Below are 15,165 nucleotides of genomic sequence, written 5' to 3'. Positions count from 1 at the left end.
GGCTTTTGGACTTGGTGGGGCGCGTTGATCGGAATTGTCATCGTAGCGCATGGCGGCCTGGCACGGGAATATCTCTCGGCGGTCGAACATGTCGTGGGTCCGCAGGTGGGCATCGTTGCCGTCGCGATCGAAGACGATCACGACCGCGCGGCCAAGACTGCGGAAATCAAAGCAGCGGCGAATGCCGTTGATCTGGGCGACGGCGTCGTCCTTGTCACCGATCTGTTCGGAGGCTCGCCCGCGAACCTGGCCCTGCCGGCCTGCGCCGTCGAGGATCGGACCATCCTTTACGGCGCCAATCTGCCCATGCTGGTCAAGCTGGCGAAATCGCGGAAATTGCGGGTGGCCGATGCCGTTGCGTTTGCCAAGGAGGCCGGGCGCAAGTACATCAATTCCTACAACGTCCCGCTTGAGGCGGGGATCGCCACAGGAACCCATCCTCGATGACCGGACCGATTGCCCGCGACCTTGCCATCATCAACGTCAAAGGCCTGCATGCGCGGGCCAGCGCCAAGTTCGTCGACGTGGTCGAGAATTACGACGCGCAGGCGCAGGTGGAAAAGGACGGGCATGCGGTCTCGGGTGATTCGATCATGGGCCTGCTGATGCTGGCAGCATCGCGTGGCAGTGACATCCGCGTCACGACCACCGGCCCCCAGGCCCAGGAGCTGGCGGACGCTCTGGAAGCTCTGGTCAAGGATTGCTTCGGCGAAGGCATGTAGTGGCCGACCGCAAATCCTATCACCACGGCAATCTGCGGCAGACGCTGGTCGATGCGACCGCTTCACTGATCCAGGACAGGGGGCCTCAGGCCTTCACACTGGCCGAGGCCGCGCGCCTGGCCGGGGTCTCGGCCGCCGCCCCCTATCGCCATTTCAAGGGTCGCGACGACCTGCTTGAAGAAGTCGCACGCCAGGGTTTCGTCGATTTCGCCGACCGCCTGACCACCGCGTTCGACGATGGTCGTCCGCACGCCCTGACCGCATTCCTGCGAACAGGCCAGGCCTATCTGGACTTTGCCGCGGACAGGCCCGGATTCTACATGGCCATGTTCGAATCCGGGATTTCCGTGGCCGGAAACGCCGATCTGGCGGCAGCCTCGGACAGGGCGCAGGGAGTGCTGATTTCCGCCGCCGAAGCCTTGGCCACGCGCCTTCCTGCCGACAGGCGCCCACCCGCGCGCATGGTCGCGAACCACATCTGGGCCCTCAGCCATGGCGTGGTCGAGTTGTTTTCCCGCGGCAAACCCGGCAGCCGCAGCCCCGTTGCCCCATCCGAAATGCTGGAAAGCGGTGCCATCATCTATCTGCGTGGGCTGGGCCTGATCCCCGAATAAAATTCGATCGCCCCATACTTGACGAAACCGGGCCTCGCCCCAATCTATGTAAATGTGATTAACATTAACATCGGGAGTGACACAGATGGATACTGCCACACAGGCCCTCTATCCGGTTCAGTCCGGCAAGGCACGCTTCGGCGATTTCCTTGCCCGTGGCCGCGACTGGTTGGACAGCAAGGGCCGCATCGCCTGGATCGCCGCCATGATCCTGGCCTTCATCGCCGCCTGGCCCGTCGGCTTGGCTCTTCTTGGATATATGATCTGGAGCAATCGGATGTTCGGATGCAGCAAGCGCGCGCCCATGGCGCGGACCCGTTACACAGCCCCCAGCACGGGCAACCACGCCTTCGACGCCTATCGCGAACAGACGCTGAAGCGTCTGGAAAACGAGCATAACGAATTCGTGGCCTTCCTGCAGAAGCTGCGCGAAGCCAAGGACAAGGCCGAATTCGATCAGTTCATGGACAGCCGCGGCCCCAAGGACGCCGCCTGACGCGACAAGCGGGGCCGGGATGACCGGCCCCGCCGCCTGATCATTCCCCGCGTGGAAAGCGCTGGCTCTCCTCCAGCACATTCAGATCCATGTGGTTGCGCATATAGCGTTCGGACGCCCGCTGAAGCGGCTGGTGGTCCCACGGGTAATAGGACCCGTTGCGCAACGCCTCATAGACGATCCAGCGCCGCGCCTGCGATTGGCGCACCTGCCCGTCATAGGCGTCCAGATCCCATCGCTGATGCGCCAACGACCGCAGATGGCCCAAGGTCTCGGCATGTTCCGGATCGCCCGCAAGGTTCGTCCGTTCGTCCGGGTCCGCCTCCAGATCGAACAGCATTTCCGGGTCCGCCATGCAGGCGATGTATTTCCACCGACCCTCGCGCAGCGCCACCAGGGGGGTGATGCTGCCCTCGGCGGCGTATTCCATCGGAACGGGTTCGCGCACCGCCCCCTTGGCCAGCGATACGCCGTCCGTCCAAGGCGCGATCTCGTCCATGGGCAGGCCCGCCAGATCGCACAGCGTCGGCAGAACGTCGATGGTGCTGACCGGCTGGTCCACCCGTCCTGCAGGCATGTCAGGGGCCGAAATCATCAGCGGCACGCGCGCGGATTGTTCATAGAAGCTCATCTTGAACCACATGCCGCGCTCGCCCAGCATCTCTCCGTGATCGGACAGAAACAGGATGATTGCCTCCTGCCGGGTCGCCTCCAGCACGTCCAGGATTTCGCCGATCTTGTCGTCGACATAGCTGATATTGGCGAAATATCCCTGCCTTGCGCGCCTGATCTGATCTTCGGTGATCTCCTGCGACTGCCAGTCGCTGGCATCCATCAGGCGCTGCGAATGATTGTCCATCTGGTCGTAGGGGATCGGTTCCGGCGCGGCCAGTTCGGGCGCGTCAGCATAGAGGTCCCAATATTTGCGCCGTGCCACGAAAGGGTCGTGCGGATGGGTAAAGCTGACCGTCAGGCACCAGGGCCGGTCGTCATGCCCGCGCGCCAGGTCGTAAAGCTTGCGCCGCGCGTGATGGGCGACCTCGTCGTCATATTCCAGCTGGTTGCTGATCTCGGCGACGCCGGCGCCGGTGACCGACCCCAGGTTGTGATACCACCAATCGATGCGTTCGCCCGGCTTGCGGTAATCGGGCGTCCAGCCGAAATCGGCGGGATAGATGTCGGTGGTCAGGCGTTCCTCGAAGCCGTGCAGCTGATCGGGACCGACGAAATGCATCTTTCCCGACAGGCAGGTGTGATATCCCGCCCGCCGCAGATGATGCGCATAGGTCGGGATATCCGACGCGAATTCGGCCGCGTTGTCATAGACCTGCGTCCGGCTTGGCAGCTGCCCCGACATGAAGCTGGCCCGACCCGGCGCACAAAGCGGACTGCCGGTATAGGCATTGGCAAAGCGGGTGGACCGCGCGGCCAGACGCTTCAGGTTGGGCGTATGCAGGAAATCGGCGGGGCCGTCGGGGAAAAGAACCCCCGACAGCTGGTCCGCCATCAGAATCAGGATGTTGGGCTTGCCGCTCATCAACCCTCCAGCTCGGCCTGGAGGGCGGGCAGACCGGGCTGGCCGTCCAGCGTGGTCACATCCTCCAGCCAGACCGAAAGCTGCTCGGGGTTGGCGGACAGCCAGTCGCGGGCCGCATCGGTGGGGGATTGGCCATCATTCAGGATCGCGCCCATCAGGACGTTCTCCATCTTCACGTCGAAGGTCAGCTGCGTGAACAGCTTGGCGGCGTTCGGGCAGGCCTCGACCCATTCCTTGCGGGCCAGGGTGTGGACCGTCGCACCGCCGAAATCGGGGCCAAACCGTTCGTCGCCGCCCGACAGATAGCTGATCTCGATCGCTTCGTTCATGGGGTGGGGTGCCCATGCCAGGAACACGGTGGGCGTGTCGCTGTTGCGCTGGACCTGCGCCAGCATGGCCTGTTCGCCGCTTTCGACCAGTTCCCAATCGCCAAGTCCGAATTCATCGGCATCGATCATCGACTGGATGTTCAGGTTGGCCGGCGCGCCGGGTTCGATGCCATAGATCTTGCCTTCGAAGGCTTCCTTGTGGGCATCCAGATCGGCGAAATCCTTGACGCCCAGCTCGGCCGCCGCAGGGTTGACGGCCAGCGTGAACTTGGCGCCTTCAAGGTTCTGCACCAGTTCGGTCACGCTGCCATCGGCATCCAGATCGGCGCGGAATTCCTGCTGCGCAGGCAGCCAATTGCCCAGGAAGACATCGGTCTGCGCGCCTTTCAGCGCCTCATAGCCCACAGGCACGGACAATGTCGCGATATCGGGGGTATAGCCCAGACCCTCCAGCAGCACCGCGGCGATGCCGTTCGTGGCCGAAATGTCGCTCCAGCCCGGATCCGACAGGCGGACGGTGCCGCAGGTTCCGGCGTCATCGGCCAGCGCGGGCAGGGCCGAAAATGCCGTCAGGGCAAGGACGGCGGCTTGAAGAGGTCTGCTCATGGTCGCTCCTGTTGGATTGGCCTGTCGCGGGACAGACTGCATCCCGCAGCAGGACCGGGAAAAAGCGGGGGCCCTTATCGGGTCGGAACCGGAGTGTCCCCGCGATAGTCGTAAAAGCCCCGCCCGGTCTTGCGACCCAGCCAGCCGGCTTCGACATATTTGGTCAGAAGCGGGCAGGGGCGATATTTCGTGTCGGCCAGGCCATCATGCAGCACGTTCATGATGGCAAGGCAGGTGTCCAGCCCGATGAAATCGGCCAGTTCCAGCGGCCCCATCGGATGATTGGTCCCCAGCTTCATCGCGCTGTCGATCGAACTGACCGAACCCACGCCCTCATAGAGCGTATAGACGGCCTCGTTGATCATCGGCATCAGGATGCGGTTGACGATGAAGGCGGGGAAATCCTCGGCGGTGGCCGAAGTCTTGCCCAGCTTTTCGACGACCGCATGCAGGGCCTTGTAGGTCGCCTCGTCCGTCGCGATGCCGCGGATCAGTTCGACCAGCTGCATGACGGGCACGGGGTTCATGAAATGAAAGCCCATGAACTTCTCGGGGCGGTCGGTGCGGCTGGCCAGTCGCGTGATGGAAATCGACGAAGTGTTCGAGGTCAGGATCGTCTCGGGTTTCAGATGCGGAACCAGATCCTCGAAGATGGCCTGCTTGACGGTCTCGCGCTCGGTCGCGGCTTCGATGACCAGATCTGTGCGGCCCAGGTCGGACAGCTTCAGGGTCGTGCTGATGCGCGCCATGGCATCGGATTTCACCTGCGCCGTGATCTTTTCGCGGCTGACCTGGCGTTCCAGATTGCGGTCGATCAGCGACACGGCCTTGTCCAATGCATCCTGGCTGATGTCGTTCATCAGGACGTCGAACCCGGCCAAGGCAAAGACATGGGCGATCCCGTTGCCCATCTGACCTGCACCGATCACGCCTACCGACTGAATAGCCATTCCGCACCCCCATCCTTCATGGGCGGGACGATAGGGCGGGGCGCAAGGTGCTGCAATGCAAAACCGCCCCCGGAAGGACCAGGGGCGGTTCAGGGCCCCGAAGGGGCAGGGGCGGCGCGGCCCCGGCATTGCCGGACGCGCGCGCCCCGTGATGTTCAGGTCAGCAGAACCTAGAGCTTTTCGGTCAGTTCCGGGACAAGGGTGAACAGGTCGCCCACCAGGCCGTAATCGGCCACCTGGAAGATCGGGGCCTCTTCGTCCTTGTTGATCGCGACGATGACCTTGCTGTCCTTCATGCCCGCAAGGTGCTGAATGGCGCCCGAAATGCCCACGGCGACATAAAGCTCGGGGGCGACGACCTTGCCGGTCTGGCCAACCTGCCAGTCGTTCGGGGCATAGCCCGAATCCACGGCGGCGCGCGATGCGCCGACGGCGGCACCCAGCTTGTCGGCCAGCTGCTCGATCAGCACGAACTGTTCCTTGGACCCCAAGGCACGACCACCCGAGACGACGCGGCCTGCCGAGGTCAGCTCGGGGCGGTCGCTTTCGGCAACCTCGTCCGAGACCCATTTCGACAGGGCCGGATCATCGGCCAAGGTCGCATCGGACACGCCGGCCGATCCGCCTTCGCCCGCCGCATCGAAGCTGGCGGTGCGAATGGTCATGACCTTGGTCGCGTCGGTGGACTTGACCGTCTGGATCGCGTTGCCGGCATAGACCGGGCGTTCGAAGGTATCGGCGTCGATGACGGCGGACACATCCGACAGCACCATCACGTCCAGCAGGGCCGCGACGCGCGGCATGACGTTCTTGGCATCGGTCGTGGCAGGCGCGACGATGTGGCTGTAATCGCCCGCCAGGCTGACGATCAGCGCGGCAGTCGGTTCGGCCAGACGATGACCATAGCGCGCATCCTCGGCGACCAGGACCTTGGCGACGCCGTCGATCTTGGCGGCTTCGTCGGCTGCCGCACGGGCGGATGCCCCTGCGCAAAGCAGCGTCACGTCGCCCAGGGATTTGACCGCAGCGACGGCCTTGGCCGTGGCATCGCGGCTGAGTTCACCATTGGTGACTTCGGCAAGAAGAAGAACTGCCATCACACGACCCCCGCTTCTTTCAGTTTCGACACCAGCTCGTCGACCGAGTCGACCTTGATCCCGGCCTTGCGGCCTTCGGGTTCGCGCGTGCTGACGACGGTCAGGCGCGGCGTGATATCGACGCCGTAATCGGCGGCGGTCTTTTCATCCAAAGGCTTCTTCTTGGCCTTCATGATGTTGGGCAACGACGCATAACGCGGTTCGTTCAGGCGCAGGTCGGCCGTAACGATAGCGGGCAGCGTGACTTCGATGGTCTGCAGGCCGCCATCGACTTCGCGGGTGACCTTCGCGGCGTCGCCTTCGATCTCCAGCTTGCTGGCGAAGGTGGCCTGGCTCCAGCCCAGCAGGGCGGACAGCATCTGGCCGGTGGCGTTCATGTCGTTGTCGATGGCCTGCTTGCCGGCGATGACCAGACGGGGCTGTTCCTCGTCGATGATGGCCTTCAGGATCTTGGCGACGGCCAGGGGTTCGATATCCTGGTGGACGTCATCGGCCGCGACGACCAGAATGGCGCGGTCCGCCCCCATCGCCAGCGCCGTGCGCAGCGTTTCGGCGGCCTGCTTGACGCCGATCGAGACGGCGACGACTTCGGTTGCGACACCTTTTTCCTTCAGACGGATGGCCTCTTCGACGGCGATCTCGTCGAATGGGTTCATCGACATCTTCACGTTGGCCAGATCGACCCCCGATCCGTCCGCTTTCACGCGGGCCTTCACGTTATAGTCGATCACGCGCTTGACTGGCACGAGCACCTTCATCGGCCTCTCTCCCTTTGTTGCGTCATCTGTCTGGGCAAAGTGTTAGACATGCGGAACCGGCAGGAACAGGGCAAAAACGTCACAGGACGTTGCGTTTACGGCAGGTCGCCGCCGGAACCTGATTGATTTCAGGCGCTAACGGCTGGCGCCCGGGACCCACAGGATGTCGTCCGCGCCGCCATTGTTGGCCACGCGCCCGGCCACGAACAGCCAGTCCGACAGCCGGTTCAGATAGCGGATGGCGGCGGTGTTCACATCCCCGCCCGCCAGCATTTCCGTGGCACGGCGTTCGGCGCGGCGGGCCACGGTGCGCGACAGGTGCAGATGGGCCGCCAGCGCGCTGCCGCCGGGCAGGATGAAGCTGCGCAGCGGCTGCAGATCGGCGTTCATCGCGTCGATCTCCGCTTCAAGCCGGTCGACCTGGCTGTCCACGATGCGCAGCACCGGGTATCCCGCCTGATCGTCGGCGGCCATGTTGGGGCGCGACAGATCGGCGCCCAGATCGAACAGGTCGTTCTGGATGACCGCCATGCGTTCGGCCAGTTCGCCCGTCGCATGCTGGCGGCACAGGCCAAGCGTGGCGTTCAGTTCATCGACGGTGCCATAGGCCTCGACCCTTGGATCATGCTTGGCGACGCGGCTGCCGTCGGACAGGGCGGTGTCGCCCTTGTCGCCGGTGCGGGTATAGATCTTGTTCAGCACGACCATCGATCAGGCCCTCCACCAGACGAATGCAAGCATGATGACGATGGCCGCCGCCTGCGCATAGATCCGCCAGCGCATCACCTTGTTCGCGTGTTTCTTGTTGAAATCCCCGCCGCGGGCAAAGCCGCCGATGCCGGTCATCAGGATGGCCACCACCACCCCGATCGCCAGCAGGGATACGATCATCAGGCTTTTGTCTTCCATGGCTCACCGCCTTTCGCGCCCGACCCTAGCTGCGGCGCGCAAACCAGTCCAGAGCGCGCCCCGGCAGAACCCGCCTTGCGACCGCCGAAATTCGCGTCGGCGCTGTGACATAGTAGCGCGCCTTGGGGTTCGGGGCGGTCAGCGCCGTCAGGATGCGGTCGCTGACGGCGGATGGGGGCAGTTCGAACCGGTCCTTGCCCGAGGGTTCATAAAGCCGCTTCAGCAGGCTGGCGCGATACTGGTCGGCGCGCGGGCTGTCCTGCCAGTTCACCCATCGTTCGAAATGCGGAATGGCGTTTTCGCGGATGCGGCTGGTGATGGGGCCGGGTTCGATCAGGACGACCTTGACGGGGGTGCCGTGCATTTCCAGGCGCAGCACGTCCGTCAGCCCCTCCAGCGCGAACTTGCTGGCCACATAGGGTCCGCGCCACGGGATGCCCACCAGCCCCAGGACCGAGCTGATCGTGACGATCCGGCCCGCGCCGCGCTGACGGAAATGCGGGATCAGGCGGGTCGTCAGATCATGCGTGCCCAGCAGGTTGGTTTCCATGATGGCGCGTATGGCACCGCGCGGCATGTCCTCGACCGCGCCGGGCAGGGCGAAGGCGGCGTTGTTCACCAGCGCATCGATGGGGCCGCCGGCCAGCGCCTGCATGACGCAGGTGGTGACGCTGTCCTCGTCCGACAGGTCCAGATGCAGGCATTCCATGCCCTCGGCCTGGCGGGCGGCGATGTCGTCAGGCTTGCGGCAGGTGGCGACCACGGCCCAGCCTTCGGCCTGAAGGCGGCGCGCGGCGTCAAGGCCGATGCCCGACGAACAGCCGGTGATCAGAACGCGACCGGCGGTCATGGCGCCTCGGCCGACAGGAACTGCCCCGAGGTGTATCCGGTCACATCCTGCTCGGTCCGGATCTGGACCCAATCGCCATCGGGCGGCCCAAGCGCCTCGACCCTGGTGCCGCGGGCCAGGCTGTCGATGACGCTGTTCTGGGTGCCGGGCCCCGACCGCATGTTCACACGCGATGCGGTCACATACATGATCTGGCCTTCCTCGCCCAAGGTCACCACGGGTTCGTCGGCGGTCCGGTCGGCATATTCAGGCGACGGTTCAAGCTCGGGGCCGGGATAGTCGACGGTTTTTTCGGGGGTCTGGGCTTCGGCCTGGACGATGGGTTCGACCGGCTCTGCAGGTTCCTGATCGGTGCCGCCTGCGGTCAGGGGTTCTGCGCCTGCATCCTGCGCGGCGCTGACGGGGGCGGAGGGCGCGGGCTGGCGGTCGGCGCGCAGATCCTGGTCGCCCAGGGTGCGCAGCACCAGAAACAGACCCAGCAGCGTTGCCAGCATCAGCAGTCCAAGTCGGATCATATCGCAGCCCTTCGCTTCGCGTTCCCACAGATTAACCGAAAGCCACGAAGGACGCCAACCGAACCCCATGCATTTCCGTCTGGACCGTCACCGCCGCGCGGCCTATCCAATGGCCCATGTCCGATGATCAACTTCCCGCACCCGACAAGGGTTTCCAGACAGAACCGCTGAGCCGTGCGATCGGTGAACGGTATTTGACCTATGCGCTGTCCACGATCATGCATCGCGCATTGCCCGATGCCCGTGACGGCCTGAAGCCGGTGCATCGCCGCATCCTTTATGCGATGCGCGAATTGCGCCTTGCGCCGAACGGTGCCTTCCGCAAATCGGCCAAGATCACCGGCGACGTGATGGGCAACTATCACCCGCATGGCGATGCGGCGATCTATGATGCGATGGCGCGCCTGGCCCAGGATTTCGCCATGCGCTATCCGCTGGTCGACGGTCAGGGCAATTTCGGCAATATCGACGGCGACAACCCCGCCGCCGCCCGATACACCGAGGCGCGCCTGGCGCAGGCTTCGGAATCGCTTCTGGCGGGGCTGGCCGAGGATTCGGTCGATTTCCGCCCGAACTATGACGGGACGCTCAGCGAACCCGTGGTGCTGCCCGCGGCATTCCCGAACCTGCTGGCCAACGGATCGTCCGGCATCGCGGTCGGCATGGCGACCAACGTGCCCCCCCACAACCTGCACGAGGTCGTGGACGCCTGCCTGCACCTGATCAAGACCCCCGAGGCCCGCGACGACACGCTGGCGGGCATCATCCAGGGCCCCGATTTCCCCACCGGCGGCGTCATCGTCGAAAGCCGTGAAACCATCGCCGAGACCTATCGCACCGGCCGCGGCGCCTTCCGCGTCCGCGCCACCTGGGAGCAGGAGGATCTGGGCCGCGGACAGTGGCAGATCGTCGTCACCGAAATTCCCTATCAGGTTCAGAAATCCAAGCTGATCGAGCGTCTGGCCGAACTGATCCAGACCCGCAAGATCCCGATCCTGGCCGATGTGCGCGACGAATCCGCCGAGGATATCCGCATCGTCCTGGAACCCAGGAACCGCACCGTCGATCCCGAACAGCTGATGGGCGCGCTGTTCCGCGCCAGCGACCTGGAGATTCGGTTTAACCTGAACATGAACGTGCTGATCGACGGCCGGGTGCCCAAGGTCTGCAGCCTCAAGGAGGTTTTGCGGGCATTTCTGGACCACCGCCGCGACGTGCTGATCCGCCGCAGCAATTTCCGCCTGCAAAAGATCGCCGCGCGGCTGGAGGTGCTGGAAGGCTATCTGGTCGCCTATCTGAACCTGGATCGCGTGATCGAGATCATCCGCACCGAGGACGAGCCCAAGGCCGTGATGATGGCCGAATTCGGTCTGAACGAGGTCCAGGTCGAGGCGATCCTGAACATGCGCCTGCGCGCCCTGCGCAAGCTGGAAGAAATTGAACTCCGCGCCGAACGCGACGCCCTTCAGGAAGAACGCCAGGGGCTGGAGGCCATGCTGGCCAGCGAGGATGCCCAGTGGTCGCGGATCTCCGATGAGCTGAAGGAGGTGCGCAACCTCTTTGGCAAGTCCAAGCCCGAAGGCCAGCGCCGCACCCGCATCCAGGAGGCCGGCGAGACCGTCGTCATCGACCTGGAAGCGATGATCGAACGCGAGCCCGTCACCGTCATCCTGTCCAAGATGGGCTGGATCCGCAGCATGAAGGGCCATCAGCCGCTGGATGCGGAGCTGAAGTTCAAGGATGGCGATGGTCCGGGCCTGGCGGTGCATGCGGAAACGACCGACAAGCTGATGATCTTCGCGTCGAACGGTCGCTTCTATACGCTGGCGACCAGCACGCTGCCGGGTGGTCGCGGCATGGGCGAACCGCTGCGTCTGATGGTCGATCTGCCCAACGAGGCCGAGATCATCGCCATGTTCCCCTGGCGCGAGGGCGAGAAATACCTGGTCGCCTCGAAGGCGGGGGACGGGTTCGTCGTCAATGCGGGGGATATCCTGGCGCAGACCAAGACGGGCAAGCAGGTCCTGAACGGCGACGCGCTTCTGTGCCGTCCCGTGCGGGGCGATCACGTCGCCGTCGTTGGCGACAACCGCAAGATGCTGGTCTTCCCGCTGGCCGAACTGCCCGAAATGTCGCGCGGCAAGGGTGTCCGGCTGCAGCGCTATGGCAAGGGTGGCGGGCTGATCCGCGACGACATGCTGAGCGACGCGATCTGCCTGACGCTGGCGGATGGGCTGTCCTGGCCCATGGTGGGCGGCAAGACCCGGACCGAACCGGACCTGAGCGAATGGCTGGGCAAGCGCGGGTCTTCGGGGCGGATGGCGCCGCGCGGCTTTCCGCGCGACAACAAGTTTGCCTGAGATGGCAGAAGGGCGGGGAAACCCCCGCCCTTTTTCGTTACAGACCGCCGCCGCCGACCGAACCGAAATATTCGCCGGTGATATAGCTGCCCTCATCCGATGCCAGCAGGACATAGATGGGCGCGATCTCGACCGGCTGGCCGGGACGACCCAGAGGCTGGCTCTTGCCGTGTTCGGTCGCCTTGTCGGTCGGTTGGCCGCCGCTGATCTGCAGGGCCGTCCAATAGGGGCCGGGGCAGACGGCGTTGACGCGGATGCCGCGCGGGGCCAGCTGCTTGGCCAGCGATTGCGCGAAGGCCACGTTGGCCGCTTTGGATTGCGCATAGTCGAACAGATGCGCCGAGGGTGAAAACGCCTGCACGGACGAGGTGACGATGAGCGACGCGCCCTTGTCCATATGCGGCAGTGCCGCCTTGGTCACCCAGAAGGGCGCATAGACGTTGGTCTTCATCGTGGCGTCGAAATCCCCGGTCGTCAGATCCTCGAGATTGTTGCAGAACTGCTGGCGACCGGCATTGTTGACCAGAACGTCCAATCCGCCCAGTTGCGAAACGGCGCTCTCGACCATCTCCTTGCAGAAGGCTTCCTCGCGCAGGTCGCCCGGAATGGCGATGGCGGTGCGGCCCTCGGCCTGGATGATGGCGACGACACGGTCGGCATCGGGCTGTTCGTCCGGCAGATAGGTGATGGCGACATCGGCACCTTCACGGGCAAAGGCGATCGCCGCGGCCGCGCCGATGCCGCTGTCGCCGCCGGTGATTAGCGCGCGCTTGCCCTTCAGGCGACCGGTGCCGCGATAGCTGGTCTCGCCGTGATCGGGCTGGGGGGTCATCTCTTGGGCAAGGCCGGGAAAACGCTGTTCCTGGGCCGGAAAATCAGGGGTGGGCAGGTTCGGGTTGTCGATGGCACCGCTGCGAAACGGAGGAATGATTGCGTCGCTGGACATGTTGACCTCGTGCGGTTTGATTTCACGAGGCCAACGATGCCCATGGCCGCAAGTTCCTGTCAGGTCAGGTTAACCTTTGCGAACCCATTTCCAGCCGGTGATCATCGGCCGGACCAGATCCTCATGCTTCCAGACCCGATAGAACAGGATGACGGCGATGTGCAGCACCACCAGTGCGAAGATCAGGTTGGACCCCAGATCATGCCAACCGACAGCCGCGCGGTTCACGTCGCGCCCCACCTGATCGGCCAGCGGCCCCACATTGATGAAATCGTCCGGGTCCATGACCAATCCGGTCCCGACCTGCCACAACAGCACCAGCAGGATCGCCACCACGGACAGCGCCCCCATGGGGTTGTGCCCCGGCGTCAGGCTGGGCCGCCGCCGCGGCAGGTGGCGCATATAGGCCCAGATTGCCGACGGTCCCCGCAGAAAGCTGGAAAACCGCGCGGGTTCCGGCCCGATGATCCCCCAGACGATGCGGAAGATCACCAGTGCCAGAATGCAGTAGCCGAACCAGAAATGCAGGGTCATCACCGTCGGGCCGAACTTGCCCAGCAGCCAATTCGCGATGACCAGTCCTGCCAGCAGCCAATGAAAGATGCGCAGTGCGGGGTCCCAGACCCTGACACGGCTTGGTTCGGCTGGGCGCATCAGCGATCCACGCGATAGGGCTTGTGGCATTCGCTGCAGGTCGTGCCCAGCTTTTGCAGGACGGGGCCGACATTCTCCTGACCACCCATCACGGCCTGATCGATGCCCGCAGTCGCGTCGGACAAGGCGGCGAACTTGGCATTGAAGTCCTCCTTGTCTTCCCAGATGGCAGGCAGAGCATCGGACCCCTCGACATCGTCCGAAGACGTGCCTTCGATGAACAGCTTGGGGGCATCGTACTGCGCCAGGGCCATCAGGTTGCTGGCGGCGGCGCTGGCTGCGGCCTCGTCGTATTCGACTTCGCCCTTGGCCATGCCGGCCAGCGTCGCCATCTCCATCGAGATCATCTTCATGAAGCCGTGGCGCGCCTCCAGCGCATCTTCGGCCGGTGATGCAAGGACGGCGCTGCCTGCAAGGCAGAGGGCCGCAACAAGGAATGGCTGACGCATGATTGGCTCCTGTGGTTGGCTGATCCGAAATTGAAGCTTGCCAGAGGTGGGCTTGCGGATCAATCTGGCGTGAGGGCCTTCACGCGAAAGAACTGGAAACCGCTGCCCGCCTTGGGGCAGCGGCAGGACAGCCTTAGCTGCGGTTGTAGAGAGGCATGACGCCGGCCTCGTCGTGGATGCGGTTCACGGTGGCGCGGTCGAGATCCATCGCGACGGCCAGGTCGTTCAGATAACGTGCCTCGGCCTCGCTGTCGAAATCGATGGCCAGCAGGGACATCAGATAGACCTGCGACTGCATCCCGTCGGGCACTTCGGCGGCAAGGGCCTTGGCATCGACGGGGGCGGCCATCTGTTCGCGAATGAAGGCACGTTCGTCATCGTCCAGATCATCGCCGACATGACCCAGCAGGCGCTGCTTTTCGGCATCGTCGATCGTGCCGTCCGATTTTGCGGCCTGGATCATGGCGCGCAGCATCAATCCGGCCAAGGCGTTCTGCTCCGCAGTGGGCGCGGTGGTCGGCTCCCCGCCATTGGCGATGGAATCGTTGAACAGCTCGCCGAAGGTGGCGTTGTTTGACGGCTGTGCGCCTTTCTGGGCCAGGCTGCCCGCGGCACCCCCGGCGGCTGCGCCGCCCAGCAGGCCGCCCAACATGCCGCCCAGGCCCCCGCCGGAACCGGAACCGGACTTGCCCGACAAGCTGTCCAAGAGGCCGCCCAGGCCACCGGCGCTGTGCCCGGTCGTGCCTTGGCCCGTCCGGCCGCCAAGCGCGCGGCTGAGCGTATCCGAAAGGCTGCCCCCCGATCCGCCCGTGTTGTTGCCCAGCAGGCTGTCCAGCAGACCGCCTTTGGAACTGCGCGACGCGCCCGTCGTGTTGCCGTGCTGGCCCTTGTTCATGGCCGCGCCGATGCCTTTGGCCAGCATCACGCCGGCGGCGACCTTGGTCAGACTTCTCATCAGGCTCATGCGAATCCCCCTTCAGGTGAATGGTGCCCGTTTGGGCGTCACTGACAAATGATATGGAGCGCCGCTGGTTCCGGACAATCGCCCTATGGTGCGACAACCGGCCCCATGATGCACGACGCCGTGACTGCCCTATGCGAACCGCCGGCAGAACCGTGTTCCGGCCCTTGATTTTCCCCCCGGCGCCTTATACATCGCTGCGCACGTCAAATTCGGGGCCGAACAGCCATGCCCCGCGGATCAGGAGGCCCTCATGGCAAAGGCAAAGTTTGAACGGAACAAACCGCACGTCAACATCGGGACCATCGGTCACGTTGACCACGGCAAGACGACGCTGACCGCTGCGATCACGAAGTATTTCGGCGATTTCCGCGCCTATGACCAGATCGACGGCGCGCCCGAAGAGAAGGCC

At 64.4% G+C, this 15,165-nt stretch carries 19 protein-coding genes; 6 read left to right on the top strand and 13 right to left on the bottom strand.

The features are described 5' to 3' along the window. Positions 1-24: 24 nt before the first annotated feature. The 4 genes from IE00_RS06975 (at position 25) to IE00_RS06960 (ending at position 1,832) form a co-directional block, all read left to right on the top strand. Positions 25-447, top strand: a complete 423-nt coding sequence (locus IE00_RS06975; protein ID WP_072296382.1) for a PTS sugar transporter subunit IIA — start codon at positions 25-27, stop codon at positions 445-447. Next, complete coding sequence (locus tag IE00_RS06970; protein WP_072296381.1) at positions 444-722, top strand: HPr family phosphocarrier protein; 279 nt, start codon at positions 444-446, stop codon at positions 720-722. Before IE00_RS06975 ends, IE00_RS06970 begins: the two co-directional genes overlap by 4 nt. Beyond that, positions 722-1,336 carry a TetR/AcrR family transcriptional regulator gene (locus IE00_RS06965; RefSeq protein WP_072296380.1) on the top strand — a complete coding sequence of 205 codons (615 nt, stop codon included), beginning with the start codon at positions 722-724 and terminating at the stop codon, positions 1,334-1,336. The genes IE00_RS06970 and IE00_RS06965 overlap by 1 nt, the downstream gene beginning before the upstream one ends. 85 nt (positions 1,337-1,421) lie before the next feature. Continuing rightward, positions 1,422-1,832 carry a DUF2852 domain-containing protein gene (locus IE00_RS06960; RefSeq protein WP_072296379.1) on the top strand — a complete coding sequence of 137 codons (411 nt, stop codon included), beginning with the start codon at positions 1,422-1,424 and terminating at the stop codon, positions 1,830-1,832. A 40-nt stretch (positions 1,833-1,872) separates the two neighbouring features. Here IE00_RS06960 and betC read toward each other — a convergent pair whose 3' ends face one another. The 9 genes from betC to IE00_RS06915 form a co-directional block, all read right to left on the bottom strand. Beyond that, positions 1,873-3,369, bottom strand: a complete 1,497-nt coding sequence (betC, locus tag IE00_RS06955) for a choline-sulfatase (RefSeq protein WP_072296378.1) — start codon at positions 3,367-3,369, stop codon at positions 1,873-1,875. Beyond that, positions 3,369-4,304: a choline ABC transporter substrate-binding protein gene (gene choX / locus IE00_RS06950; protein WP_072296377.1), complete on the bottom strand. Its 936-nt coding sequence runs from the start codon at positions 4,302-4,304 to the stop codon at positions 3,369-3,371. Before choX ends, betC begins: the two co-directional genes overlap by 1 nt. A gap of 74 nt (positions 4,305-4,378) precedes the next feature. After that, complete coding sequence (locus IE00_RS06945; protein WP_072296376.1) at positions 4,379-5,254, bottom strand: 3-hydroxybutyryl-CoA dehydrogenase; 876 nt, start codon at positions 5,252-5,254, stop codon at positions 4,379-4,381. 170 nt (positions 5,255-5,424) lie between these two features. Then, entirely contained in the window at positions 5,425-6,351 is a 927-nt protein-coding gene (locus tag IE00_RS06940) for an electron transfer flavoprotein subunit alpha/FixB family protein (RefSeq protein WP_072296375.1), read from the bottom strand. Continuing rightward, entirely contained in the window at positions 6,351-7,109 is a 759-nt protein-coding gene (locus IE00_RS06935) for an electron transfer flavoprotein subunit beta/FixA family protein (RefSeq protein WP_072296374.1), read from the bottom strand. Before IE00_RS06935 ends, IE00_RS06940 begins: the two co-directional genes overlap by 1 nt. 135 nt (positions 7,110-7,244) lie before the next feature. Then, positions 7,245-7,817: a cob(I)yrinic acid a,c-diamide adenosyltransferase gene (locus IE00_RS06930; RefSeq protein ID WP_072296373.1), complete on the bottom strand. Its 573-nt coding sequence runs from the start codon at positions 7,815-7,817 to the stop codon at positions 7,245-7,247. 3 nt (positions 7,818-7,820) lie between these two features. Next, entirely contained in the window at positions 7,821-8,018 is a 198-nt protein-coding gene (locus IE00_RS06925) for a twin transmembrane helix small protein (RefSeq protein WP_072296372.1), read from the bottom strand. A gap of 25 nt (positions 8,019-8,043) precedes the next feature. Then, positions 8,044-8,868, bottom strand: a complete 825-nt coding sequence (locus IE00_RS06920; RefSeq protein ID WP_072296371.1) for an SDR family NAD(P)-dependent oxidoreductase — start codon at positions 8,866-8,868, stop codon at positions 8,044-8,046. Beyond that, entirely contained in the window at positions 8,865-9,383 is a 519-nt protein-coding gene (locus IE00_RS06915; RefSeq protein WP_072296370.1) for an SH3 domain-containing protein, read from the bottom strand. Before IE00_RS06915 ends, IE00_RS06920 begins: the two co-directional genes overlap by 4 nt. A 116-nt stretch (positions 9,384-9,499) precedes the next feature. Between IE00_RS06915 and parC the strand changes: the two genes are divergently transcribed. Further along, positions 9,500-11,743 carry a DNA topoisomerase IV subunit A gene (gene parC / locus IE00_RS06910; RefSeq protein ID WP_072296369.1) on the top strand — a complete coding sequence of 748 codons (2,244 nt, stop codon included), beginning with the start codon at positions 9,500-9,502 and terminating at the stop codon, positions 11,741-11,743. A 37-nt stretch (positions 11,744-11,780) separates the two neighbouring features. On the opposite strand, the gene IE00_RS06905 is transcribed toward parC, so the two are convergent. The 4 genes from IE00_RS06905 to IE00_RS06890 all read right to left on the bottom strand — a co-directional run bounded on the left by IE00_RS06905 (position 11,781) and on the right by IE00_RS06890 (position 14,756). After that, complete coding sequence (locus tag IE00_RS06905) at positions 11,781-12,689, bottom strand: SDR family oxidoreductase (RefSeq protein WP_072296368.1); 909 nt, start codon at positions 12,687-12,689, stop codon at positions 11,781-11,783. Between the two features lie 69 nt (positions 12,690-12,758). Next, positions 12,759-13,373, bottom strand: coding sequence for a cytochrome b/b6 domain-containing protein (locus tag IE00_RS06900; protein ID WP_240493808.1), 615 nt, complete (start codon positions 13,371-13,373; stop codon positions 12,759-12,761). Then, a complete protein-coding gene (locus IE00_RS06895; RefSeq protein WP_072296366.1) occupies positions 13,343-13,792 on the bottom strand; it encodes a cytochrome c in 450 nt (149 codons plus the stop codon). Before IE00_RS06895 ends, IE00_RS06900 begins: the two co-directional genes overlap by 31 nt. Before the next feature lie 133 nt (positions 13,793-13,925). Next, a complete protein-coding gene (locus IE00_RS06890; RefSeq protein WP_072296365.1) occupies positions 13,926-14,756 on the bottom strand; it encodes a tellurite resistance TerB family protein in 831 nt (276 codons plus the stop codon). Between the two features lie 250 nt (positions 14,757-15,006). Between IE00_RS06890 and IE00_RS06885 the strand changes: the two genes are divergently transcribed. Next, positions 15,007-15,165, top strand: a 159-nt coding sequence (locus IE00_RS06885) for a GTP-binding protein (protein WP_240493834.1), incomplete at its 3' end; no start/stop codon positions are given.

Origin of the sequence: Paracoccus sp. SM22M-07 (assembly GCF_001887735.1) — a bacterium.
In the GTDB taxonomy this organism is placed as follows: domain Bacteria; phylum Pseudomonadota; class Alphaproteobacteria; order Rhodobacterales; family Rhodobacteraceae; genus Paracoccus.
Note: the sequence above shows the minus strand (reverse complement) of the source record. Positions and strands in the feature narration are given on the sequence as shown.

Bases quoted from the DNA above. Each gene is read 5' to 3' on its own strand.
- IE00_RS06935 (WP_072296374.1), bottom strand. From the start codon at position 7,109: ATGAAGGTGCTCGTGCCAGTCAAGCGCGTGATCGACTATAACGTGAAG.
- IE00_RS06920 (WP_072296371.1), bottom strand. From the start codon at position 8,868: ATGACCGCCGGTCGCGTTCTGATCACCGGCTGTTCGTCGGGCATCGGC.
- IE00_RS06945 (WP_072296376.1), bottom strand. From the start codon at position 5,254: ATGGCTATTCAGTCGGTAGGCGTGATCGGTGCAGGTCAGATGGGCAAC.
- IE00_RS06925 (WP_072296372.1), bottom strand. From the start codon at position 8,018: ATGGAAGACAAAAGCCTGATGATCGTATCCCTGCTGGCGATCGGGGTG.
- IE00_RS06895 (WP_072296366.1), bottom strand. From the start codon at position 13,792: ATGCGTCAGCCATTCCTTGTTGCGGCCCTCTGCCTTGCAGGCAGCGCC.
- IE00_RS06970 (WP_072296381.1), top strand. From the start codon at position 444: ATGACCGGACCGATTGCCCGCGACCTTGCCATCATCAACGTCAAAGGC.
- IE00_RS06905 (WP_072296368.1), bottom strand. From the start codon at position 12,689: ATGTCCAGCGACGCAATCATTCCTCCGTTTCGCAGCGGTGCCATCGAC.
- IE00_RS06960 (WP_072296379.1), top strand. From the start codon at position 1,422: ATGGATACTGCCACACAGGCCCTCTATCCGGTTCAGTCCGGCAAGGCA.
- IE00_RS06890 (WP_072296365.1), bottom strand. From the start codon at position 14,756: ATGAGCCTGATGAGAAGTCTGACCAAGGTCGCCGCCGGCGTGATGCTG.
- IE00_RS06915 (WP_072296370.1), bottom strand. From the start codon at position 9,383: ATGATCCGACTTGGACTGCTGATGCTGGCAACGCTGCTGGGTCTGTTT.
- IE00_RS06900 (WP_240493808.1), bottom strand. From the start codon at position 13,373: ATGCCACAAGCCCTATCGCGTGGATCGCTGATGCGCCCAGCCGAACCA.
- IE00_RS06940 (WP_072296375.1), bottom strand. From the start codon at position 6,351: ATGGCAGTTCTTCTTCTTGCCGAAGTCACCAATGGTGAACTCAGCCGC.
- choX (WP_072296377.1), bottom strand. From the start codon at position 4,304: ATGAGCAGACCTCTTCAAGCCGCCGTCCTTGCCCTGACGGCATTTTCG.
- IE00_RS06930 (WP_072296373.1), bottom strand. From the start codon at position 7,817: ATGGTCGTGCTGAACAAGATCTATACCCGCACCGGCGACAAGGGCGAC.
- betC (WP_072296378.1), bottom strand. From the start codon at position 3,369: ATGAGCGGCAAGCCCAACATCCTGATTCTGATGGCGGACCAGCTGTCG.
- parC (WP_072296369.1), top strand. From the start codon at position 9,500: ATGTCCGATGATCAACTTCCCGCACCCGACAAGGGTTTCCAGACAGAA.